Genomic DNA, 23,377 nt, shown 5'->3' with positions numbered 1-23,377 from the left:
CCTCGAGACCACCGCCGGCGACGTGCGGCCTACTGGGTCACGCGGTAGGCGTCGAAGACGCCCGGGACGGACCGCACGGCCTTGAGGACCGTGTCGAGGTGCTTCGCCTCGGCCATCTCGAAGGTGAAGCGGCTCTTGGCGACCCGGTCCCGCGAGGTCGACAGGTTGGCGCTGAGGATGTCGACGTGCGCGTCGGAGAGCGCCATCGTGATGTCCGAGAGCAGCCGGGCCCGGTCGAGGGCCTCGACCTGGATGTTGACCAGGAAGCTGGACTGGCCGGTCGGCGCCCACTCGACCTCGAGCAGCCGCTCGGGCTGCGACTGCAGGCTTGCGGCGTTGGTGCAGCTGTGGCGGTGCACCGAGACTCCCCCGCCCTTGGTGACGAAGCCGAGGATCGGGTCGGGTGGCACCGGCGTGCAGCACTTGGCGAGCTTGACCCACACGTCGGGCGCGCCCTTGACGATCACGCCGGCGTCACCGCCGGGCTGCACCTTCGCGCGGCCTCGACGTCCCGTGATGGTGACGCCCTCGGCCAGGTCCTCAGCAGCGCCGTCATCGCCGCCGTGCAGGTCGATGACGCGCCGCACGACGGCCTGCGCGCTGAGGTTGCCCTCACCGACCGCTGCGTAGAGCGCTGAGACGTCGGCGACCTTGAAGTGGACCGCGGCCAGCATCAGCGACTCGTGCGACATCAGTCGCTTGAGGGGCAGCCCCTCCTTGCGCATCAGCTTGGCGATCTGCTCCTTGCCCTGGTCGATCGCCTCCTCGCGCCGCTCCTTGGTGAACCACTGGCGGATCTTGGAGCGGGCGCGGGGCGACTTCACGAAGCCGAGCCAGTCGCGTGAGGGCGCAGCGGTCGGCGACTTCGAGGTGAAGACCTCGACCACGTCGCCGTTGTCGAGGGCCGACTCGAGCGGCACCAGCCGGCCGTTCACGCGCGCACCGATCGTGTGGTGGCCGACCTCGGTGTGCACGGCGTACGCGAAGTCGACCGGGGTCGCGCCGGTCGGCAGTGCGATCACGTCGCCGCGCGGTGTGAAGACGTAGACCTCGGCCCGGTTGATCTCGAAGCGCAGCGACTCCAGGAACTCGCCCGGGTCCTCGACCTCGTTCTGCCAGTCGAGGAGCTGACGCACCCACGTCATGTCGTCGACGTCGCCCGGCCGGTCGGTGTCGACACCGTTGCGCCCGTCCTCCTTGTACTTCCAGTGCGCCGCGACGCCGTACTCCGCACGTCGGTGCATGGCGAAGGTCCGGATCTGCAGCTCGACCGGCTTGCCCTGCGGGCCGATCACGGTCGTGTGCAGCGACTGGTACATGTTGAACTTCGGCATCGCGACGTAGTCCTTGAACCGTCCGAGCACGGGGTTCCAGCGCGAGTGCAGCACGCCGAGGACGGTGTAGCAGTCCCGGTCGTCCTCGACCAGGACCCGGATGCCGACCAGGTCGTAGATGTCGGAGAACTCCCGGCCGCCCACGATCATCTTCTGGTAGATCGAGTAGTAGTGCTTGGGTCGTCCGGTGACCTTGCACTTCACCTTGGCCTCACGCAGGTCGGCGTCGACCTGGTTGATCACCTCGGCGAGGAACTGGTCGCGCGACGGCGCCCGCTCGGCGACCATCCGCACGATCTCGTCGTAGATCTTGGGGTGCAGGGTCGCGAAGGCGAGGTCCTCGAGCTCCCACTTGATCGTGTTCATGCCGAGCCGGTGGGCCAGCGGCGCGTAGATGTCCAGGGTCTCGCGAGCGACGCGCTCCTGGGTCTCCTGCTTGACGTAGCGCAGCGTGCGCATGTTGTGCAGGCGGTCGGCGAGCTTGATGACCAGGACCCGGATGTCGCGCGACATCGCGACGATCATCTTGCGGATGGTCTCGGCCTGGGCCGAGTCGCCGTACTTGACCTTGTCGAGCTTGGTCACGCCGTCGACGAGCTGCGCGACCTCGTCGCCGAAGTCCTGCCGCACCTGCTCGAGCGTGTACGGCGTGTCCTCGACCGTGTCGTGCAGCAGGGCCGCTGCCAGGGTCGACTCGGTCATCCCGATGTCGGCCAGGATCGTGGTGACCGCCAGCGGGTGGGTGATGTAGGGGTCGCCGGACTTGCGCGTCTGCGTGCCGTGCATCTTCTCGGCCGTCAGGTACGCCCGCTCGAGCAGTGCCAGGTCGGCCTTCGGGTGGTTGGCGCGCACCGAGCGGAAGAGGGGCTCGAGCACCGGGTTGGCGGAGGTGCCGCGGGTGCCCATCCGGGCGAGCCGCGCCCGCATGCTGCGCGTCGACGGGCCGGGCTCGGACGCACGGCGTGGACCGGCCTGGACAGGCGGGGCCGTGCTCTCCTCGGTCACCTCACCAGTCTAGGGCGTCGGGCTAGACGGTCAGCAGGGTCGTGAGGTCGACGTCGCCGATGGCCGCGCGCCCGGGAAGGAACCCGAGCTCCATCAACATGGCGACCGCGTGCACGGTGGCGCCGCACTGCTCGACGAGCTCCATGGTCGCCTTCGCCGTGCCACCGGTCGCGAGGACGTCGTCGACCAGCAGCACCCGGTCGCCGGGCTGCAGCGCGTCCTGGTGCACCTCGAGGGTCGCCCGGCCGTACTCGAGCGAGTAGGAGACGGCGTACGTCGCGCGCGGCAGCTTGCCGGCCTTGCGGACCGGCACGAACCCGACCCCGAGGGCGAGCGCCACCGGTGCGCCCAGGATGAAGCCGCGCGACTCCATGCCGAGCACCTTGTCGACCACCGGACGTCCGTCGTCGTCGCGCCCCGCCTCCGCGAGGGCACCGATGACCGCGGTGAGCGCGGTGTGGTCGGCCAGGAGCGGCGTGATGTCCTTGAAGACGATGCCGGGCTCCGGGAAGTCCGGGACGTCGGCGATCAGCCCGAGCGCCGACTCCAGGCCCGACCGGTCCTCAGTCACTGCTGCGCGTCACTTCTTGCCGCGCTTGGACTTCGGCTGACGGGTCGGCTGCACCCGGCCGCCCGACGACGCACTGGGCTGCACCGGGCCGCGGGCCTCCGGAGCGATCCGGCCACGGCCGGACACCTCGGGGGTGCGGGCCGGAGCGGTCGGCGGCACCGACCGCGAGAGCGGAGCACCCTCCTCGAGCTCACCCTCGGCCTCGTCCTCGAGCCCGGGCTCGGCCGCGACCGGCAGGTCCTCGGTGAAGACCGGGACGGAGGCGTAGCGGTCCGCGTCGGCCTTCGCGCGCGCCTTGGCCCGCTTGTCGGCCAGCTTGACCTCGGACTCGCGCGACTTCATGTGGACGAGCACCCGCGGTGCGATGAAGACCGAGGAGAAGACACCGGCGGCCATGCCCACGAACTGCGCCAGGGCGAGGTCCTTGAGCGAGCTGGCGCCGAGCTGGACGGCGCTGACGTAGAGGATCGCGCCGATCGGGATCAGCGCGACGATCGAGGTGTTGATCGAGCGCACCAGCGTCTGGTTGACCGCGAGGTTGGCCGCCTGGGCGTAGCTCTGGCGGGTCGAGCGTCGCTCGTGGGTGTTCTCCCGGATCTTGTCGAAGACGACCACGGTGTCGTACATGGAGAAGCCCAGGATCGCGAGCAGGCCGGTGACGGCCGCGGGCGTCACCGGGAAGCCGGACAGCGAGTACACGCCGATCGTGAGCGCGATGTCGTGGATCAGGGCGATCAGGGCCGCGACCGACATCTTCCACTCGCGGAAGTAGCCCCAGATGAAGAGCACCACCAGCGTCAGGAAGATGCCGACGCCGATCAACGCACGCTTGGCGACCTCCTGGCCCCAGCTGGGTCCGACCTCGGTCTTGGAGATCTGGTCGTCGGCGGCGCCGGTGACGTCCTGGATGATCCCCCGGATCTGCCGGTCGCCGGCCGCGTTGACGTCCTCGGTCTGGACGGTGATGCCGCTGGTGCCCGAGGTCGTGACCTGGGGCGAGGCGGCGGAGCCGACGTCCGAGTCCGCGATCTGCGAGCTGAGCTCGTCCGCGGTCTCCTGCGTCGCGACGTTCGCCGGGAGGTCGCTGACCTGGTACTCGGTGCCGCCGGTGAACTCGATGCCGAAGTTCAGGCCCTTGACCAGGATCACCAGGATCGCGAGGCCGACGAGCGTGCCGGAGATGGCGTACCAGAGGGCGCGCTTGCCGACGAAGTCGTAGGACTTCCGGCCCTGGTAGAGCTCGTTGCCGAGCCGTGAGAACTTGCCCATCAGGCCTTACCTCCCGTGGCGACCCGGTCGATGCCGAGCGTGTTGGCGCTCAGCCCGGAGAGCTCGCCGCCGCCGTTGAAGAACTTGCGTCGTGCCAGGACCGTGACCAGCGGCTTGGTGAACCAGAAGAGGATCGCGAGGTCGATGAACGTCGAGAGACCGAGGGCGAAGCCGAAGCCCTTCACCGCGCCGGTGGCGAAGAGGTAGAGCACCGCGGCCGAGAGCAGCGACACCACGTTGGCCGCCAACCGGGTCTTCTTGGCTCGGACCCAGCCGGTCTCGACGGCGACCCGCATCGACCTCCCCTCGCGCATCTCGTCCCGGATGCGTTCGAAGAAGATGATGAAGGAGTCGGCGGTGACACCGACGCCGATGATCAGACCCGCGATGCCCGGGAGGGTCAGCGTGAAGCCGGCCGTGTTGCCGAGCAGCAGGACCATGCCGTAGGTGATCGCGGCGGCCGTGATCAGCGAGGCCAGGACGACCAGGCCGAGGCCGCGGTAGTAGACCAGGCAGTAGCCCATGACGAGCAGCAGACCTAGGGCGCCCGCGGTGAGTCCGGCCTGGAGCTGGTTGCCGGCGAGCGAGGGACCGATCTGCTCGACCTGGGTGCCGTCCTTCTCGAAGGAGATCGGCAGCGCGCCGAACTTCAGGCTGGTGGCCAGGCTCTCGGCCGAGGTCTTGGTGAAGTTGCCGCTGATCTGGGCGTTGCCGTCCGGGATCCGGCCGTCGAAGGTGGGCGACGAGATGACCTGGCCGTCGAGCACGACCGCGAACTGCTGCTCCGAGCCGGCCATGGCGTTGGACAGGTCGGCGAAGACCTTCTTGCCCTGACCGCCGAGGGTGAGGTCGACCTGCCAGGAGACCTGACCCTGCGGGACGCCGGCCGAGGCCTTCTTCAGGTCGGTGCCCTCGATCGCCGCGGGCGAGAGGAGGTACTTCGTGGTGGCGTCGTCGTCGGTGCCGCACGTGACGAGCCAGGTCTCGGGCTTGTCGGCCGGGGGCTTGGTCGCGGGGCAGGTGTAGGCGGCGTACGCGTCGATCGCCTCCTGCGGCGGAGCCGTGATGAAGGCCAGGGCCTCCTTCGCGCTGGCTCCCACCGTGTCCGCGGGGGCGGTCGTCGGCGACCCGCTGGGGCTCGTCGTGGCGGAGCCGCTGGGCGAGGAGCTCGGCGACGTGCTCGGCGAGGCCGACGGGGACGTGGACTCGTCGTCGGCGGTGAAGCCGGGGCGGTTCTTCGGCGAGGCGCTGCTGGACGCCTTCGGCTTGGCGGTCGAGGACGACTTCGCGGAGGGCGAGCTCGACGGCGACGCGGGCAGCGTGACGCCCACGCCCGGCTCGGCGCTCGGGCTCTCGGCCCCACTCGGGTCCGTCGGCGCGGCGGCACTGGCACACGGGCCGGGGGCGGCGCTGGTGCACGCCACCGTGCGGAACCGGAGCTGTGCCTGGCGCTTCACCGTGTCGACCAGCGAGTTGTCGGTGTCACCGGGGATCTCGACGACGATGTACTTGTTGCCCTGGGTGGTCACCTCGGCCTCGGTGACACCGGTGCCGTTGACCCGCTTGTCGATGATGGACGCGGCCTCGTTGAGGTTCTCCTTGGTCGGAGAGCCGTTGGCGGTCAGCGTGATGCGCGTGCCGCCCTGGAGGTCCAGACCGAGCGCCGGCTTCCAGTTGCCACCGAGGGCGACCAGGCCGAAGAGCACCGCGATGCCGAGCAGGAAGACGACCAACGTGCGGCCCGCGTGGGCAGCGGCGTTGCGTGCCATGTCAGTTCTCCTCCGGGCCGTCGGCGATGACGCCCGGCTTGTTGTCCGTGTCGGTCTCGACCCGTTCGTCGTCGACCTCGTCCACGTCCTGCGCGATCTTGTTGCCGATGGCACCGCGGGCGACCTTGATGACGACGCCCTCGGCGATCTCGACCTTGACGTGGTCGTCCTCGACCGAGCGCACGGTGGCGTAGACCCCCGACGTCAGCATGACCTCGTCCTCTACGGACAACGACGACTGCATGTTCCGGAGTTCCTTCTGCCGCCGAGATTGCGGCCGGATGATGAAGAGCCAGAAGAGCAGCACGATGCCAACGAGCGGCAGCAGGGTCGCCACGACGAAAAAGACCTCTCGAGCAGAAAGCAGGGATGTCCGAGCCGACCACCGGTCGACCGACGGGCAAGTGTAACCAGCGAGGTGGTCCGGATCACGAACCCGGGTCACCCCTTCGGGTCGCGCCTCTCACTCCTCGAAGAGGGTGCCGTCCGTCTCGAGCGGGGCGGGCGCCGGCGGGACCGCCAGGCCGAGGTGCTGCCAGGCGGCCGGTGTGGCGACCCGGCCGCGCGGCGTACGGGCGAGGAAGCCGTTGCGGACCAGGAACGGCTCGGCGACCTCCTCGACGGTCTCGCGCTCCTCCCCCACGGCGACGGCCAGCGTCGAGACGCCGACGGGCCCGCCGCCGAAGCGGCGGCAGAGCACGTCGAGCACGGCCCGGTCGAGCCGGTCGAGGCCGAGGTCGTCGACCTCGTAGAGGTCCAGGGCGGCCCGGGCGACGGGGAGCGTCACGATGCCGTCGGCGCGGACCTGGGCGAAGTCGCGGACCCGGCGCAGCAGCCGGTTGGCGATCCGCGGGGTGCCGCGCGATCGCGACGCGATCTCGGCGGTGCCGTCGTCGTGCACCTCGACGTCGAGGAGCGCGGCGGAGCGCTGCACGATCAGGTCCAGCTCGTGCGGCTCGTAGTACTCGAGATGGGCGGTGAAGCCGAACCGGTCGCGCAGCGGCCCGGGGAGGAGCCCCGCCCGGGTGGTGGCACCGACCAGGGTGAAGGGCGGGATCTCCAGCGGGATCGCGGTGGCGCCGGGTCCCTTGCCGATGATGACGTCGACGCGGAAGTCCTCCATCGCCATGTAGAGCATCTCCTCGGCGGGGCGCGACATCCGGTGGATCTCGTCGACGAAGAGCACGTCGCCCTCGTTCATCCCGGAGAGGATCGCCGCCAGGTCGCCGGCGTGGGTGATCGCCGGCCCGCTCGTGAGCCGCAGCGGTGCGGTCATCTCGGAGGCGATGATCATCGCGAGCGTCGTCTTGCCCAGCCCCGGAGGTCCCGACAGGAGCACGTGGTCGGGCGCCCGGCCCCGCCGCCGGGCCGCCTCGAGCACCAGTCCGAGCTGGTCGCGCACCCGGACCTGACCGACCACCTCGTCGAGGGACTTCGGCCTCAGCGCCGCCTCGACCGCCCGCTCGTCCCCCTCGGCCTCGGCCGCCGTGAGCGAGCGGAAGTGGGTCGTCTCCGCCTCGTCGAGGTCGTCCTCGTGGAACGGCATCGGGTCAGGCCTTGCTCAGCGAGCGCAGGGCGGAGCGCAGCAGTGCGGCCACGTCGGGGACGTCACCGGCCTCGGGTGCGACGGTGTCGACAGCCTTCTCGGCGTCCCGCACTGGCCAGCCCAGGCCGACCAGGCCCTGGTGCACCTGGTCGCGCCACGGCGCCTCGGCGGCCGGGGCGGACGCGTGCCGTACGCCGCTCGGCGCGCCGATCCGGTCCTTGAGCTCGAGGACGATCCGCTGTGCACCCTTCTGGCCGATGCCGGGCACCCTCGTGAGGGTCTTGATGTCGTCGGCGGCGATCGCGCGGCGCAGGTCGTCGGGCGAGAGGACGGCGAGCATCGACTGCGCAACCTTCGGACCGACACCGGAGGCGGTCTGCACGAGCTCGAAGGTCTGCTTCTCGTCGTCGTCGACGAAGCCGAAGAGCGTCAGCGAGTCCTCGCGCACGACCATGCTCGTCGGCAGCGTCGCCGACTCCCCCGTGCGCAGCGTGGCGAGCGTGCCCGGCGTGCACATCAGCTCGAGACCGACGCCACCGACCTCGACGACGGCGCTCGAGAGGGTGAGGGCGGCGACCCGCCCACGGACGAAGGCGATCATCGGAGACTCCTCGGTCGTCGAGCCTGTCGGGTGCCGGCGAGCGCGGCGTCGATGCGGGCCTGCGCTCCACCGCGCCAGATGTGGGTGATGGCCAGGGCGAGCGCGTCGGCGGCGTCGGCGGGCTTGGGCGGGGCGTCGAGGCGCAGGATCCGGGTCACCATCGCGCCGACCTGGGCCTTGTCGGCCCGGCCGTTGCCCGAGACCGCGGCCTTGACCTCGCTGGGGGTGTGCAGCGCGACCGGCAGCCCGCGCCGGGCCGCGCACACCATCGCGATGCCGCTGGCCTGGGCGGTGCCCATCACCGTGCTGACGTCGGAGCGGGCGAACACCCGCTCGATCGCCACGGCGTCGGGGTGGTACTCGTCGAGCCAGGCGTCGATGCCCTTCTCGATGGTCACCAGCCGCTCGGGCACCCGAAGGTCGGACGAGGTCCGCAGCACGTTGACGTCGACCAGGCCGAGCGGTCGCCCGACCGAGCCCTCGACCACGCCCATGCCGCAGCGGGTCAGCCCGGGGTCGATCCCCAGCACGCGCATTCGTCAACCCTTCCGTCCGAACAGGTGTTCGGAGGCCACGCTAACCGTCGGCCCCCCGGCGGTCGGCGCGACACGCGGACCGCTGCCTCAGTCGTCCTCGCCGATGCCCTCGAGCACGTCGTCGGGGATGTCGGCGTTGCTGTAGACGTTCTGCACGTCGTCGAGGTCGTCGAGGACGTCCACGAGCCGGAAGACCTTCCCGGCCGTGTCCACGTCGCCGACCGGGATGTCCATGGTCGCGACGAACTGCACCTCGGCGGAGTCGTAGTCGATGCCGGCCGCCTGCAGCGCCGTCCGGACGGCGACGACGTCACCGGACTCGGACTGGACCTCGAAGCTCTCCCCCAGGTCGCTGACGTCCTCGGCGCCCGCGTCGAGGGTGGCCTCGAGGACGTCGTCCTCGCCGACCTCCCACGGCTTGCCACCGCGCTCCTGGCTCTTGCCGACCACGACAACGCCCTTGCGGGTGAAGAGCCGGGAGACCGAGCCGGGGTCGGCCATGGTGCCGCCGTTGCGGGTGACCGCGGTGCGCACCTCCATCGCGGCCCGGTTGCGGTTGTCGGTGAGGCACTCGACGAGCAGCGCGACGCCCTGCGGTCCGTAGACCTCGTACATGATCGTCTCGTAGTTGACGCCGCCGCCGTCGAGACCGCCGCCGCGCTTGACCGCGGAGTCGATGTTCTTGTTCGGCACCGACTGCTTCTTGGCCTTCTGCACGGCGTCGTACAGCGTCGGGTTGCCGGAGAGGTCGGGGCCGCCCATCTTGGCCGCGATCTCGATGTTCTTGATCAGCTTGGCGAACAGCTTGCCGCGCTTGGCGTCGACGATCGCCTTCTTGTGCTTCGTGGTCGCCCACTTGGAGTGGCCAGACATGCGTCCCTCTTCTACTCAGCTCGTGTCGTCGCGCCGGTCACCAGATCCACGAACAGCTGGTGGACCCGGGAGTCGCCACCCACTTCGGGGTGGAACGACGTCGCCATCAGCGGACCCTGACGGACGGCGACGATCCTACCTGCGGCCGCTCCCGCCTCGACACGACCGAGCACTTCGACACCCGGGCCGACCGACTCGACCCACGGGGCCCGGATGAAGACGGCGTGCACCGGGGCGTCGAGCCCGGTGATCTCCAGGTCACCCTCGAAGGAGTCGACCTGGCGCCCGAACGCGTTGCGCCGCACCGTGATGTCCAGCCCGCCGAGGGTCTCCTGACCCACCGCGCCGTCCTCGAGCCGGTCGGCCAGCATGATCATCCCGGCGCACGTCCCGAAGGCCGGCATCCCTTCCTTGAGCCGCTGCCTGATCGGCTCGAGGAGGTCGAAGGTACGCGCCAGCTTGGCGATCGTCGTGGACTCCCCGCCGGGGACGACCAGGCCGTCGCACGCGTCCAGCTCGGAGGTACGCCGGACCGTGGTGGCCCGGACGCCGAGGTCGCCGAGCACCCGGACGTGCTCACGCACGTCGCCCTGGACGGCGAGGACGCCGATGGTCACGGTCACGCTCCCCAGCCTAGAGGCGGGTCAGCACCTACGATCGGCCGCATGCGACCCGGGCGACCCACCGCGGCCGTGGCCACGGCGCTCGCCGCGCTCCTGCTCGGCGCCTGCACCGACGCCGACGTGCCCACCGACCCGCCTCCCACCCGGCCGGCCGCCGCACGACCCACGCCGGAGCCGCGCATCGACGGGTGGCCGACCGCGTCGCCGGCCACGATGGGGTTCCGGTCCCAGCGACTGGACCGGCTGGCGCGGGACGCCAAGCGCCTCGACAGCTCCTGCTACGCCGTCGTCCGCGACGGTCGCCTGGTCGGCGAGTGGAACTGGGGCACGCAGCGGTCGGTGCCCCGGGAGGTCTTCTCGGTGACGAAGTCGGTCACCAGCGCCCTGGTCGGCATCGCCCTCGATGACGGGTCTCTCGCGCTGGACGACCCGGTCTCCCGCTACGTCCCGTCCTGGCGCGGGACCGCCTCGCACTCGGTGACGGTGCGCGACCTGCTGGCGAACGACAGCGGCCGCTTCTGGTCGGCCGAGTCGGACTACGGCGCGATGACCAGGGCGCCCGACCGCACGGCGTACGCCGTCGGGCTGCGCCAGCAGCACCCGCCGGGCACCGTGTGGGCCTACAACAACGCCGCGATCCAGGTCCTCGACCGGGTGCTCGTGAGGGCCACCGGCCTGCCGACGGCGGAGCTCGCCGCCCGGCGGCTCTTCACACCCCTGGGCATGACTCACACCCGGATGACCTCGGACGCGGGCGGCCGCTCGACCAACGCCTACTTCGGGCTGCAGACCACCTGCCTCGACCTGGCGCGCTTCGCCCGCCTCTACCTCGAGCAGGGCACCGTCGACGGCACGCGGATCCTGTCCACGGCGTACGTCGGGGCGTCGACCGGTCGCTCCTCGACCAGGCTCAACGCGGCCTACGGCTACCTGTGGTGGCTCAACCGGGAGGGCCGGCTGCGCGGCGCGACCGACGAGGTCGACGCGGCCGGGCAGCCGGTCACCGACGTCCGGGGACGGCTGGTGCCGGACGCCCCGGCGGGGATCTTCTCCGCCATCGGGCTCGGCGGCCAGATCGCGATGGTCGACCCGGCGTCGCGGACGATCGTGGTCCGCCTCGGCACGGCCGCGCCCGGGGTGCAGCCCTACGGCCTGCGCAACGCCGCCCGGGTCGTGACCTGGGCGCTCGGCTGACTACCAGCCGCGCTCGGCGAGCCGGTGCGGCTGCGGGATCTCCTCGACGTTGATGCCGACCATCGCCTCGCCGAGACCGCGCGAGACCTTGGCGACCATGTCGGGGTCGTCGTGGAAGGTGGTGGCCTTGACGATGGCCTCGGCGCGCTGCGCGGGGTTGCCGGCCTTGAAGATGCCGGAGCCGACGAACACGCCCTCGGCACCGAGCTGCATCATCATCGCCGCGTCCGCCGGGGTCGCGATGCCGCCGGCGGTGAAGAGGACCACGGGCAGCTTGCCCTGCTCGGCGACCTCCTTGACCAGGTCGTACGGCGCCTGCAGCTCCTTGGCCGCGACGAAGAGCTCGTCCTCCTCCAGCGCGCCGAGGCGGCGGATCTGCTTGCGGATCGTGCGCATGTGGGTCACGGCGTTCGAGACGTCACCGGTGCCGGCCTCGCCCTTGGAGCGGATCATCGCCGCGCCCTCGGTGATGCGCCGCAGGGCCTCGCCCAGGTTGGTCGCGCCGCAGACGAAGGGGATCGTGAACGCCCACTTGTCGATGTGGTTCTCGTAGTCCGCCGGGGTGAGCACCTCGGACTCGTCGATGTAGTCGACGCCGAGCGACTGCAGGACCTGTGCCTCGGCGAAGTGACCGATCCGGGCCTTGGCCATCACCGGGATCGAGACGGCCTCGATGATGCCGTCGATCATGTCGGGGTCGCTCATCCGCGAGACGCCGCCCTGGGCCCGGATGTCGGCCGGGACCCGCTCGAGCGCCATCACGGCGACAGCGCCGGCGTCCTCGGCGATCTTGGCCTGCTCGGGGGTGACCACGTCCATGATCACGCCGCCCTTGAGCATCTCCGCCATGCCGCGCTTGACTCGGGTGGTGCCTGTGCTCTCACTCATGGGGAGAGGGTAGTGCGACCTCCGCGAGGGCCTGCTTCCGGACCACCCACACGCGCTGCACGACGGTCACGGTCGACGCGATCGCCAGCCCCCACAGGGCGACGTACATCAGCACCGGGACGTCGAAGATCGCACCGAGCCCGGTCAGCACCAGGATGGCGACCAGCCGGTCGGCGCGCTCGGCGATGCCGACCTTGACGTTGAACCCGAGGGTCTCGCCGCGCGAGCGGGCGTACGACGTGACGGACCCCATCAGCAGGCACACGAGGCTGAGCACGAGGTAGAGCCTGCTGGGGTCCTCCCACGCGAAGTAGAGGGCGAGCCCGATGAAGATCGCGCCGTCCGCGACCCGGTCCAGCGTGGAGTCCCAGAACGCGCCGAACTTGCTGGTCCGGCCGGTCGTGCGGGCCATGTAGCCGTCGAGCAGGTCGCTGAAGACGAAGGCGGTGATGACGAGGACCCCGGTGAGCAGCTTGCCCTGCGGGAAGAAGACCAGCGCTCCCGCGGACACCCCGAGCGTGCCGACCAGGGTGACGGCGTCGGGGCTGACGCCGAGGCGGATCAGCAGGTGGGCGACCGGGGAGATGACCTTCGTGAAGAAGGCGCGGAAACGTTCCATCATGGCGGCAGCAGGCTACCGCTCGCGACGGCGTACGCCGTCTTCACCGCGCTCAGACGGCCTGCGGCACGGCCTGGGGGTGGTCGAGCACCGGCCCGAAGGCGAGCTCCGCGGCGCCGATCAGGGGCGAGTCGTCGCCCAGCTGGGCCGACCGGATGAGGGTCTCGTTGCGCGGGGAGATCAGCTGGCCGCGCTGGATCGCGATGTTGACCCGGGTCTCCGCGGCGCGCCAGACCTGGGCGAGGCAGCCGCCGAGCACGACGACCTCGGGGTTGAAGAGGTTGACGATCGCGCGGATCCCGACACCGCACCAGTCGGCGACGTGGTCGACGGCCTCGGCCGCCCGGGCCTCACCGGACTGCGCCGCGGCGATGACCTCGGCGACCGCGGTCGGCCCGCCGCCGGACAGGCGCCCGGCGCGCATCAGCAGGACGTTCTCGCCGACCTTCATCTCCCAGCAGCCGACCGAGCCGCACCGGCAGATCATCCCGTGGCTGTCGACCTGCATGTGGCCGACCTCGCCGGCGTACCCGCGAGCGCCGGTGAGGGGGCGTCCGTCGATGAGGAAGCCACCGCCGATGCCGACGCTGGCGCTGAGGTAGGCGACCTCGGAGTAGCCCATCGCGGCGCCCCGGATGTGCTCGGCGAGCACCCCGAGGTTGGCGTCGTTGGCGGTCGCGACCGGGCGGTCGAGCCGAGCCGCGAGCATCGCGGTGAACGGCTCCTCCACCCAGCCCAGGTTGGGGGCGAAGCGGACCAGGCCGTCCGCGGCGCGCACGGCACCCGGCACGGCGACCCCCACGCCCAGGCACCGGTGGTGGCGTGACTGCGCGAGGGTCTCCTCGATCATCTGCGCGACCGACTCGACCACGTGGGCCACGTCGTGCTCGCCGCGCTGGTGGCCCCGGGTACGACGGTCCAGGACCTCGCCCCCGAGACCGACCAGCGCGACGGCGATGCGGTCGACGCCGACGTCGACGGCGACCACCACGTTGCCCTCGCTGGGCACCACCAGGTGTGACGGTCGCCCGCGCCCACCCACCACCGCCGTCTGCTCGGTGACCAGACCGAGTGACTGAAGCTCACCGGTCAGCGCGCCGATCGTGCTCCGATTCAGCCCGAGCTGTTTCGTGAGCACGGCGCGCGTGGTCGGTCCGTGCGTGTGCACCGTCTGGAGGATGGCGCGCAGGTTCGCGCGCCGCAGCTCCTCGGTGCCGACGCCGGTGGGGGCGGGCATCGGGCTATACCCGGCCTGTTGCTGCTGCGCGTCGCCGGCTGATGGCGTCGACGGCGGCCGCGAAGAGCAGCACCGCTCCGGTCACCATGTAGACGGTCGCAGCGGGCTGGTTGAGCAGGCCCATGCCGTTGTTGATCACGGCGATCACCAGGCCACCGATGACGGCGTCGGTGATCCGGCCCTTGCCGCCGAAGAGGCTGGTGCCGCCGATGACCGCGGCACCGACGGCGAACAGCAGGGTCTGCTGTCCACCGGTCGCCGGCGAGACCGAGTTGTCCCGGCTCGCAATCAGGATGCCCGCGACCGCGGCGAGCGTGGAGCAGGTGATGAAGCAGGACACCTTGAGCCACGGCACGTTGATGCCGGCGCGGCGGGCCGCCTCGGCGTTGCCACCGACGGCGTACACGTGCCGGCCCCACGACGTGCGCGTGAGCAGGTAGCCCAGGACCACCACGAGCACGGCGATCACGACGACGACGTTGGGCACGCCCTTCAGCGACTTCAGCGTCGGGTTCGGGCTGCGCTCCTGGGAGAGGAACGCGGTGAACGCGATGACCGCGATCGCCAGCGCACCGGTCTTGATCGCCCAGAGCAGCATCGGCTGGGCGGCCAGGTTCTGCTTGCGCCGACTCAGCAGCGTCAGCAGGCTGACCCCGCCGTAGCCGACGATGACGATCACCGCGAGGGCCCAGCCCGCCCACAGCGGCAGGGAGCCGTTGTTGAGCTTGAGCACGAACTCGTTGCGGTAGCCGATGGTGCCGCCCTCGCCGATGATCTTGAGGATGACGCCCTGCAGACCCAGGAAGGCGGCCAGGGTCACGACGAACGACGGGATGCCGACCTTCGCGACCGCCAGGCCGATGAGCACGCCGATGAACGCGCCCGTGAGGAGCCCGACCAGGAGCGACAGCGGCCAGCTCCAGCCGTGGTTGCTCATGACCACGCCGACCATGGCGGCGGCGACGCCGCCGGTGTAGCCGGCGGACAGGTCGATCTCGCCCAGCAGCAGCACGAAGATCAGGCCCATGGCCAGCACCATGACGCCGGCCGACTGACCGATCAGACCGGCCAGGTTGAGGGGGGTCGTGAACGTGTCGGGACGCAGCAGCGAGAAGGCCACGACCAGGACGACCAGGCCGAGCACGGCGGGCAGCGACCCGACGTCACCGCCCCGGATCTTGGCCAGGTAGGCGCTCGTGAGGCTGCCGATGGTGTTCTGCTCCTCGGGAGGAGTCGTGGAGGTGCTCATGACTCCCCGCCGTTCTTCTCGGACTTGCCGGTGGTGATCAGCTCGACCACCTCGCCGCGGGTGACCTCGTCGCGGCGCACCTGGGCGACGAGCTGACCCAGGTAGAGCACGGCGATGTCGTCGGCGACCTCGAACACGTCGTTGAGGTTGTGGCTGATCAGGACGACGCCGAGTCCGCGGTCGGCGAGACGGCGGACCAGCAGGAGGACCTGCTCGGTCTGCGCGACGCCGAGGGCCGCGGTGGGCTCGTCGAGGATGACGACCTTGGAGTTCCACAGCACCGCGCGGGCGATGGCGACGGTCTGACGCTGTCCGCCGGACAGCGCCGAGACGTGGGTGCGCACCGACTTCAGGGTGCGGACGGACAGGCCGTCCAGGGTCTCGCGCGCGCGCAGCTCCATCGCGGTGTCGTCAAGACGGAACTTCGACCCGACCTCGCGACCGAGGAACATGTTGTCGACGACGTCCAGGTTGTCGCAGAGCGCCAGGTCCTGGTAGACGACCTCGATGCCGAGGTCCGCCGCGTCCTTCGGACCGCTGACCTTCACGGGCTGGCCCTCGAAGGTGTACTCGCCCTCGTCGAAGGCGTGGATGCCGGCGATGCCCTTGATCAGGGTGCTCTTGCCGGCACCGTTGTCGCCGACCAGGGCAGTGACCTGCCCGGGTCGTACGTCGAGGTCGACGCCGCGCAGCACGTGCACGGCACCGAAGCTCTTTTGAATGCCCCGCAGGCTCAGCAGCGGCGCATCGGACGTTGCCGGTGCTGCCTGTTCGGTAGCTGGGACGGACACAGGGATCTCCTCCGCCAGTGGATTGATGGCTCGAGCTGTCAACGATGGACCGCTCGAGGGTGGGAAACGGGACTCGGGGGCCTGTCCCGGTAGGAACAGGCCCCCGAGCTAGAGGCTGGTGCTACTTGATGCCAGCGGTGGTGCAGGCCTTCGCGAACTCGTCGACGCAGATGTCTGCAGCCTTCGCGAACCCGTCGTCGATGACGGTCTGGACACTGTCCTTGGTGACCCACACCGGGGTCGCCAGGGCGGACGGGACGTCCTTGCCGGTCTCGCTGTCCTTGACGGAGCCGGTCGCCAGAGCGGCGGCCGCGTCCTTGTCACCGCTGATCAGAGCGATGGCCAGGTCCGAAGCCGTCTTGGCCTCGAGGTTCGTGTTCTTGTAGACCGTGCCGCACTGGTAGCCGGCGAGCACGTTCTGCAGACCCTCGGTCGAGGCGTCCTGGCCGGTGACCGGGACCTCTCCAGCGGTGCCGTTGTCCTTCATGCGGGCGATGATGCCGCCGGCCATCGTGTCGTTGGCCGAGACGACGCCGTCGATCTTGCCCTTGTTCTGGGTGTACATCTGCTCGTAGGCCGTGCCGGCCTTCGTCGCGTCCCAGAAGCCGCTCTGGTCGCCGACCAGGGTGTAGTCACCCGAGTCGATCTTCGGCTTGAGCGCCTCTTCGTAGCCGGACTTGAACAGCGCGGCGTTGTTGTCGCTCGGGTCACCGTTGACGTAGACGATGTTCGCCTTGGTCTTGCCGGCGTCGTCGAGGCACTTGGTGATGCCCGTACCCATGAGCTTGCCGACCTCGACGTTGTCGAAGGAGACGTAGTACGACGCGCCGCCACCCAGGGTGAGGCGGTCGTAGTCGATGCTCTGGACACCGGCGTCGGCGGCCTTGCTCAGACACGCCTTGCCCGACTCCGAGTCGAGGTTGACGATCATGATGACCGTGACCTTCTCGTTGATCATGCTGTCGCAGATCTGACCGAACTTGGCTTTGTCGCCACCGGCGTTGTCGATGATCGACTCGACGCCGGCCGCCTTGAACGCAGCCTCCAGGCTGGGGCGGTCGTTGGCCTCCCAGCGCGGCGACGTGGTGGTGTCGGGCAGGATCACCCCGACCTTGCCCTTGGCGGCGGCGTCGCCGCTGCCACCGTCGCTGCCGCCGTCGCTGTCGCTGCCGCCACATGCTGCAAGGGCACCGAACGCAAGCACGCCCACTGCCGCGAGGGACGCGAGACGCGCACCCTTATTCCTGACCATTTCCTCGACCTCCATGGTTCGGATCCCCGTGACGCTCGTCATGTGACGGCAGTCACGGTATATGTTGTCCGGGACAACATACTCATGTTGGATAGGCGCGGCAAGCAGTTCTGAGAGCGTGTTTTGTTGCACGTTCAAACCAAGTGTTTTCACGCTTGAGCGTGATCGAATCGTGATGGAACGAGGACCCCCGATGAGCGACAGCAGTACCGACCCGGCCGCCTTCACCCCGACCCGGGAGGACCAGTTCTCCTTCGGGCTCTGGACGGTCGGCTGGCAGGGCGTCGACGTCTTCGGCGGCGCGGTGCGCCCCGAGCTCGACCCCGCCGAGGCGATCCACAAGCTCAGCGAGCTCGGTGCGTACGGCATCACCTTCCACGACAACGACGTCTTCCCCTTCGACGCCGACGCGGCGACCAAGGAGAAGCACCTCGCGCCGTTCCGCAAGGCGCTCGAGGACACCGGCCTGGTCGTGCCGATGGTGACCACGAACCTCTTCTCGCACCCCGTCTTCCGCGACGGCGGCTTCACCAACAACGACCGCGACGTACGCCGCTTCGCCATCAGCAAGGCCGCCGACCAGATCGATCTGGCCGCCGAGCTGGGCGCCAAGCTCTTCGTCGCCTGGGGCGGCCGCGAGGGCGCCGAGTCCGGCGCCGCCAAGGACGTGAAGTCCGCGCTGGACCGCTACGCGGAGGCGTTCAACACCCTCGGTGCCTACGTGCTGGAGCAGGGCTACGACATCCGCTTCGCGATCGAGCCCAAGCCCAACGAGCCCCGCGGCGACATCCTGCTGCCGACGATCGGGCACGCGCTGGCCTTCATCAACGAGCTCGACCACCCCGAGCTGGTCGGTCTCAACCCGGAGACCGGCCACGAGGAGATGGCGTCGCTGAACTACGCGCACGGCCTCGCCCAGGCGCTGTGGCACGGCAAGCTCTTCCACATCGACCTCAACGGCCAGACCGGCCCGCGCTACGACCAGGACCTGCGCTTCGGCGCCGGCAACGCGCGCGGCGCCTTCTGGACCGTCGACATCGTCGAGAACGGTGGCTACGAGGGCCCACGGCACTTCGACTACAAGCCGCCGCGGACCGAGGACATGGACGGCGTGTGGGCGTCCGCCCGCGGCTGCATGCGCAACTACCTGATCCTGCGCGACAAGGTCCGCGCCTTCCGCGCCGACCCTGAGGTGCAGCAGGCGCTGAAGGACGCGCGCGTCGACGAGCTCGCCGTCTCGAGCCTCTCGGCCGGCGAGACCGTGGCCGACCTGCGGGCCGAGTCCTTCGACCCGGACGCCGCGGCCCTGCGCGGGATGGCCTTCGAGCACCTCGACCAGCTGGCGCTCGAGCACCTGTACGGCGTCCGCGGCTGACGCACGACCGACACCCCTGCGCCCCCGCTCGCGACCCACGTCGTGAGCGGGGGCGTACGTGTCGTCGCACGGGAGCCGGACCCGCGCCGATCACCTCGAGCGCCCGACCGACTGATCACCGACCCTCGCGTCCTGACCCTCCGTGGGTGGCGCGGGCGGAGCCGCCGTACGCCCCGCTCCGAACACGCGTGGCAATGCGTCGCGCCGGGTGCGACGGCTGTACATACTGAGCCCACCCAGCCGAGCGACCAGGGGAGGAAGACGTGACGCGCGAGACCGACGAGCGGCGTCTGCTCCACGCCCTCAGCCTGAGCGTGCTCGCGACCGATGAGATCGGCATCATCACCTTCACGAACGACGCGGCCACGGAGCTCTTCGGGCTGGGCAGCGACGAGCTGATCGGCACCCACGTGCTGGACCTGGTCGGTCTCGGGCCCGGCGAGGCTCCGATGCTGCCGGACATCCTGAGCGGCGCACGCTGGCACGGCGACCTGACCATCCAGCACGTCGGCGGCGGCAGCATGCTCGCCGCGGCCACGGTCAACCCGATCTGTGACGACGCCGGTGCCGTGGTCGGCGCCATCGCCGTGCTCGAGGACATGACGGAGACCCGCCGGGCGCAGGCCGAGGCCGCCGAGAGCGAGCAGCGGCTGCGGCTGGCGCACGCGGCGGCCGAGCTCGGCACCTGGCACTGGAACGCCCTCGACGGCTCCAACGTCTGGGACGACCAGATGCACCGGATCTACGGGCTTGCTCCCGGCACCTTCGAGGGCACCTGGGACGCCTGGGTCGCCACCATCCACCCGGACGACCGGGAGGAGACGATCGCGGTCGTGCAGCGTGCGCTCGAGGAGCGCGGCACCTACGTCCTGCGCAACCGGATCCTGCGCCCCGACGGCCGGATCAGGTGGATCGAGGCGCACGGCAAGGTGCTCGTCGGCGCCGACGGGGGCCCGGTCGGGACCATCGGCTGCCTGCAGGACGTGACCGAGCGCATCCGGATGCAGCAGCGGCAGGACGACGCTGCCGCCCGGGCGCTGCTGCTGCAGCGGGTCACCGCCGACTTCTCGCAGGCGGTGACGCCCGACCAGGTCGCCGCGGTCCACGAGGCCAGCCTCGTGGAGGTGCGTGCGATCGTCGGCACGGACCAGGCGCTCTCGCAGGAGGACGCGCAGCTGCTCGACACCCTCGCCTCGCAGCGGCGGATCGCCGAGGAGCGCGCCGAGCTCTTCCGCCACACGACGGCGATCTCCGAGGAGCTCCAGTTCAGCCTGGCGCCCAGCCCGCTGCCCGAGCTGGACCGTTTCGAGACGGCCGCGTTCTACGCACCGGGAGGCGACGATCTCGAGCACGTGGGCGGGGACTGGTACGACGCCGTGGGCACCGCGACCGGCGGCGTGGTGCTGGTGGTGGGCGACGTGATGGGCCGAGGTGTCCGGGCGGCCACCACGATGATCCACGCGCGAGCCGGCATCCGCGGCCTGCTGACGGTGGAGCCGGCACCGGCCGCCCTGCTGGAGGCGGCCGACGAGCTGATGGCGCGCGATGCGCCGGACCAGTTCGTGACCGCAGCCGCCGTGCTCGTGGATGCGGCGGCCGGGACGCTGGAGCTCGCCAACGCCGGTCACGTGCCGCTCGTCCTGCTGCGGGCCGACGGGACCACGGAGCTGATCGGGCAGGACTCCGGTGTCCCGCTGGGCGTCGTGCCGCTGCTGCGGCGTGCGGCCACGACGGTCGCCGTGGAGCCGGGCTGCGTCGTCGTCCTGGTCACCGACGGCGTCGTCGAGTCGCGGGACCACGACATCGACGAGGGCATCGCGCGGCTGCGCCGGCGGGTCGCCGACCTCGCCGACCGCCCGCTGGAGGAGCTGGTGGCCGGCGTGGCGCAGCTCGCCGACCAGCGCATGCACGACGACGTCACCGTCGTCGCCGCGCGCCTGCGCTGACTGCCGGAGGCCTACTCCGCGAGCGCGGCCGCGACGTCGGCGACCGCGGTCGGCACCCCGGCCGCGGTCCAGCTGACCCCGGCGGCCTCGACCCGGACCGTGGCGCCTCCGGCGCCGAGGATGAGGGCGGCGCCGGGCAGGTCGTCCCACGCCGGGAGAGAGTGCTGGCACCGCACGTGCAGCTCGCCGGAGGCGATCGCGGTGGCGTCCATCGAGGCCGACCCGAGCATCCGGAGCGTCGCGGCCCCGCGGACCATCCGGGCGAAGGCCGCGCCGACCTCCCCGTCGTACGACGGCGGGTGGAGGTAGGTGGTGAGGCAGCCCTCCGCGAGGGGGCGGTCGACGAGCCGCGGCAGCGGTGCGCCGTTGACCGTGGTCGGCAGGTCCGGCCCGCCGACGAACGCGCGGTCGGTGGCGGGGTGGTAGACCGCGCCCAGGACCAGGTCGTCTCCGTCGGTGAGCGCGAGGGCCGAGCACCACCAGTCCAGCCCGGACACGAAGTTGTAGGTGCCGTCGACGGGATCGATGACCCACGTGCGGCCGGTCGTCCCCGCCCGGTCGGCACCCTCCTCCCCCAGCACGCCGTCGGTCGGGCGCTCGGTCGCCAGGGTGTCGACCACGAGCCGCTCCGCTGCGTGGTCCGCAGCCGTGACGACGTCGGAGATCGACGTCTTGCGCTCGGCGGCCAGCCCGCCCGCGCGCATCCGGTGGGCGAGCGCACCCGCCTCGCGCACCAGTCGTACGGCGAGGGCCGCGTCGTCGTGCAGCGTCACTGCCACGCCTCCGCGAGGAGCGCGCGGGTGTCGCCGAGCAGCTGCGGCAGGGTCTTGGTGCCGCCCAGGACGGTGATGAAGTTCGAGTCCCCCGACCAGCGCGGCACGACGTGCTGGTGCAGGTGCTGCGAGAGCGAGCCGCCCGCGATCCCGCCGAGGTTGAGACCGACGTTGAAGGCGTGCGGACCGCTGACCTCGCGCAGGGCCCGGACGGCCTCCTGCGTGGTCGTCATCAGCTCGGTGACCTCCTCGGTCGTCAGGTCCTCGAGCTGGGCCACGTGCCGGTGTGGGAGCACCATCATGTGCCCGGGGTTGTAGGGGTGCAGGTTGAGCACCGCGAAGCAGGTCTCGCCGCGGTGCACGACCAGGCTCTCCTCGAGCGGCTGCTCCCCCATCGCGCAGAAGGGACAGCCGCCGTCGGTCGGCCGGCCCGGCGCGACGTACGCCATCCGGTGCGGGGTCCAGAGCCGGTCGAAGCCCTCGAAGCCGTCACGCTGGTGCCCCGCCGGATCGCTCATGGCACCAACCCTAGGGTGAGTCCATGATCCGTCCCGCCCGACCCGACGACATGGCGGTCGTCGCCGACATCTGGCACCGCGCGTGGCACGTCGGGCACGCCGGACACGTGCCCGAGGGCCTCACCGCGGCCCGCACGCTGGAGGCCTTCCACGCACGCACGCCGGCCCGCGTCGCGGACACGACGGTGGCCGAGGTCGACGGCAAGATCGTCGGATTCACGATGGTCGCGGGCGACGAGGTGGAGCAGGTCTTCGTCGACCCGCGCAGCCACGGCACCGGCGTCGCCGCTCCGCTGCTGGCCGCGGCCGAGGACCGGCTCGCGGCCGCGGGGCACGACGTCGTCTGGCTGGCGGTCGTGGTCGGCAACGCCCGGGCGCGGGCGTTCTACGAGAAGCACGGGTGGCGCGACGCCGGTGACCTGCCCTACGAGGTCAGCGCCGGCGGGACGACGTACGTCTCGCCGTGCCGTCGCTACGAGAAGGCCGTCAGTATTGGCGGAACCAGCGCCCCAGGTCGGTGATCCCCGGGCAGGTGACGTCGAGGTCGCGCCGGCCCGCGACCCACTGCCCGAGCACGGCCGGCCCGCCCTGGATCTGCCAGTCGTCACCGCACCGGGAGAGCGCCTCCACCCGCGAGCTCTGCCCCGCCGCGCGCCACTCCGGCAGCTGCAGCGCGAGGTCGCCGACGACCGCCCGCCAGAGGTACGGCGTGGAGTAGACGCCGACCTCGTAGCCGGCATCGACGTAGCCGCGGGCCGCGCCCTGCACCACCGCGCCGTTGGACTCGAGGTCGCTGCTCCACTCGAAGTCGGGCACGTGCTCGACGTCCATCCAGACGATCGGGCTGCCGAGGCCGGCGCCGCGCATCGTGGCGACGTTGGCGAGCGCCTGCTGGTAGCCCGTGTTGGCGAGGGCGCCGAGGTCCGTCGTGCCGTCGAACGGTCCGCGGTCGCCGTGCTCCCGCAGGTCCTCCGCGTCCGGCTGGCTCACGACGGCGTACGCCGAGGCGAGCAGGTGGCGCTCCCGGATCCAGTCGACCTGCGAGGCGAGGCACGGGTTGGCCGTGAAGCCCGGCCCGTTGGTCAGTCCCACCACGACGTACGCCGCGTCCGGCAGCGGCATCGGCAGCCCCAGTGTCCGACGCTGCGGGATGCCCATCCCCTTCGGGCACTGCGGCCAGCTGATGTCGCCGCCGAGCACGGGCTGGTCGGCGCTGACGGTCGGCGCCGCCGATGCGCTGGGCAGCGCCGCTGCCTGGTCCTCGGCCAGCTGCGCCAGCGCCTGGAGCCGCGCGGTGTCGGCGTCCGCCGTCGGCGTCACGACCGCGGTCGGCCGGGGGCTCGCGGGTGACGAGGGTGACGAGGCCGGCGTCGACGGCACGACGGCCGATTCCGAGGACCCGCTACCT

23 protein-coding genes are annotated in these 23,377 nt (G+C 71.0%); 4 read left to right on the top strand and 19 right to left on the bottom strand.

The genetic code is table 11. The features are described from left to right. Positions 1-29: 29 nt before the first annotated feature. The 10 genes from N542_RS0118920 to pdxT form a co-directional block, all read right to left on the bottom strand. A complete protein-coding gene (locus N542_RS0118920) occupies positions 30-2,339 on the bottom strand; it encodes a RelA/SpoT family protein (protein ID WP_231482767.1) in 2,310 nt (769 codons plus the stop codon). 22 nt (positions 2,340-2,361) lie between these two features. Further along, entirely contained in the window at positions 2,362-2,910 is a 549-nt protein-coding gene (locus N542_RS0118915; RefSeq protein WP_081795338.1) for an adenine phosphoribosyltransferase, read from the bottom strand. A gap of 9 nt (positions 2,911-2,919) precedes the next feature. Then, complete coding sequence (secF, locus tag N542_RS0118910) at positions 2,920-4,179, bottom strand: protein translocase subunit SecF (RefSeq protein WP_028645265.1); 1,260 nt, start codon at positions 4,177-4,179, stop codon at positions 2,920-2,922. Then, positions 4,179-5,948 carry a protein translocase subunit SecD gene (gene secD, locus N542_RS0118905; RefSeq protein ID WP_028645264.1) on the bottom strand — a complete coding sequence of 590 codons (1,770 nt, stop codon included), beginning with the start codon at positions 5,946-5,948 and terminating at the stop codon, positions 4,179-4,181. The genes secF and secD overlap by 1 nt, the downstream gene beginning before the upstream one ends. Before the next feature lies 1 nt (position 5,949). Further along, positions 5,950-6,285, bottom strand: coding sequence for a preprotein translocase subunit YajC (yajC, locus tag N542_RS25630; protein WP_051552052.1), 336 nt, complete (start codon positions 6,283-6,285; stop codon positions 5,950-5,952). A gap of 126 nt (positions 6,286-6,411) precedes the next feature. Then, complete coding sequence (gene ruvB, locus N542_RS0118895) at positions 6,412-7,494, bottom strand: Holliday junction branch migration DNA helicase RuvB (RefSeq protein ID WP_028645263.1); 1,083 nt, start codon at positions 7,492-7,494, stop codon at positions 6,412-6,414. Positions 7,495-7,498: 4 nt separating this feature from the next. Then, on the bottom strand, positions 7,499-8,095 hold the full coding sequence (ruvA, locus tag N542_RS0118890; RefSeq protein ID WP_028645262.1) for a Holliday junction branch migration protein RuvA: 597 nt from the start codon (positions 8,093-8,095) through the stop codon (positions 7,499-7,501). Further along, the gene (gene ruvC / locus N542_RS0118885) at positions 8,092-8,622 is read right to left on the bottom strand and encodes a crossover junction endodeoxyribonuclease RuvC (RefSeq protein WP_197026033.1); all 531 of its coding nucleotides are present in this window, start codon (positions 8,620-8,622) and stop codon (positions 8,092-8,094) included. The genes ruvA and ruvC overlap by 4 nt, the downstream gene beginning before the upstream one ends. Before the next feature lie 96 nt (positions 8,623-8,718). Then, complete coding sequence (locus tag N542_RS0118880) at positions 8,719-9,504, bottom strand: YebC/PmpR family DNA-binding transcriptional regulator (protein ID WP_028645260.1); 786 nt, start codon at positions 9,502-9,504, stop codon at positions 8,719-8,721. A gap of 11 nt (positions 9,505-9,515) precedes the next feature. Beyond that, complete coding sequence (gene pdxT, locus N542_RS0118875) at positions 9,516-10,127, bottom strand: pyridoxal 5'-phosphate synthase glutaminase subunit PdxT (RefSeq protein ID WP_028645350.1); 612 nt, start codon at positions 10,125-10,127, stop codon at positions 9,516-9,518. 42 nt (positions 10,128-10,169) lie between these two features. Between pdxT and N542_RS0118870 the strand changes: the two genes are divergently transcribed. After that, a complete protein-coding gene (locus N542_RS0118870; RefSeq protein ID WP_036508742.1) occupies positions 10,170-11,321 on the top strand; it encodes a serine hydrolase domain-containing protein in 1,152 nt (383 codons plus the stop codon). Here the strand turns inward: N542_RS0118870 and pdxS are convergent, their stop codons facing one another. The 6 genes from pdxS to N542_RS0118840 form a co-directional block, all read right to left on the bottom strand. After that, complete coding sequence (pdxS, locus tag N542_RS0118865; RefSeq protein WP_028645258.1) at positions 11,322-12,209, bottom strand: pyridoxal 5'-phosphate synthase lyase subunit PdxS; 888 nt, start codon at positions 12,207-12,209, stop codon at positions 11,322-11,324. Beyond that, positions 12,202-12,831, bottom strand: a complete 630-nt coding sequence (pgsA, locus tag N542_RS0118860; RefSeq protein WP_028645257.1) for a phosphatidylinositol phosphate synthase — start codon at positions 12,829-12,831, stop codon at positions 12,202-12,204. The genes pdxS and pgsA overlap by 8 nt, the downstream gene beginning before the upstream one ends. Positions 12,832-12,880: 49 nt before the next feature. Further along, positions 12,881-14,065, bottom strand: a complete 1,185-nt coding sequence (locus N542_RS25625) for an ROK family transcriptional regulator (RefSeq protein ID WP_036508741.1) — start codon at positions 14,063-14,065, stop codon at positions 12,881-12,883. Positions 14,066-14,069: 4 nt separating this feature from the next. Continuing rightward, positions 14,070-15,314, bottom strand: coding sequence for a sugar ABC transporter permease (locus tag N542_RS0118850; protein ID WP_028645256.1), 1,245 nt, complete (start codon positions 15,312-15,314; stop codon positions 14,070-14,072). Continuing rightward, on the bottom strand, positions 15,311-16,015 hold the full coding sequence (locus N542_RS0118845; protein WP_231482764.1) for an ATP-binding cassette domain-containing protein: 705 nt from the start codon (positions 16,013-16,015) through the stop codon (positions 15,311-15,313). The genes N542_RS0118850 and N542_RS0118845 overlap by 4 nt, the downstream gene beginning before the upstream one ends. A 211-nt stretch (positions 16,016-16,226) precedes the next feature. Next, positions 16,227-17,372, bottom strand: a complete 1,146-nt coding sequence (locus tag N542_RS0118840) for a sugar ABC transporter substrate-binding protein (protein ID WP_231482761.1) — start codon at positions 17,370-17,372, stop codon at positions 16,227-16,229. A gap of 178 nt (positions 17,373-17,550) precedes the next feature. Between N542_RS0118840 and xylA the strand changes: the two genes are divergently transcribed. After that, entirely contained in the window at positions 17,551-18,732 is a 1,182-nt protein-coding gene (gene xylA / locus N542_RS0118835) for a xylose isomerase (protein ID WP_028645253.1), read from the top strand. 263 nt (positions 18,733-18,995) lie between these two features. Beyond that, positions 18,996-20,678: a SpoIIE family protein phosphatase gene (locus tag N542_RS26810; protein WP_028645252.1), complete on the top strand. Its 1,683-nt coding sequence runs from the start codon at positions 18,996-18,998 to the stop codon at positions 20,676-20,678. 11 nt (positions 20,679-20,689) lie between these two features. On the opposite strand, the gene N542_RS25615 is transcribed toward N542_RS26810, so the two are convergent. Further along, positions 20,690-21,451 (bottom strand): inositol monophosphatase family protein, encoded by a 762-nt coding sequence (locus N542_RS25615; protein WP_036508739.1) that lies wholly within the window; start codon positions 21,449-21,451, stop codon positions 20,690-20,692. Next, on the bottom strand, positions 21,448-21,969 hold the full coding sequence (locus tag N542_RS0118820) for an HIT family protein (protein WP_028645251.1): 522 nt from the start codon (positions 21,967-21,969) through the stop codon (positions 21,448-21,450). The genes N542_RS25615 and N542_RS0118820 overlap by 4 nt, the downstream gene beginning before the upstream one ends. 23 nt (positions 21,970-21,992) lie before the next feature. Here N542_RS0118820 and N542_RS0118815 point away from each other — a divergent pair, with 23 nt between their 5' ends. After that, positions 21,993-22,490: a GNAT family N-acetyltransferase gene (locus N542_RS0118815; protein ID WP_028645250.1), complete on the top strand. Its 498-nt coding sequence runs from the start codon at positions 21,993-21,995 to the stop codon at positions 22,488-22,490. On the opposite strand, the gene N542_RS0118810 is transcribed toward N542_RS0118815, so the two are convergent. Further along, positions 22,456-23,289, bottom strand: a complete 834-nt coding sequence (locus N542_RS0118810; RefSeq protein ID WP_231482760.1) for a hypothetical protein — start codon at positions 23,287-23,289, stop codon at positions 22,456-22,458. The genes N542_RS0118815 and N542_RS0118810 overlap by 35 nt on opposite strands. Positions 23,290-23,377 lie beyond the last annotated feature (88 nt).

The sequence above is a fragment of the Nocardioides sp. URHA0020 genome, from assembly GCF_000620705.1.
Classification (GTDB): Bacteria; Actinomycetota; Actinomycetes; order Propionibacteriales; family Nocardioidaceae; genus Nocardioides.
This window is presented reverse-complemented; position numbering and strand designations above follow the sequence as displayed.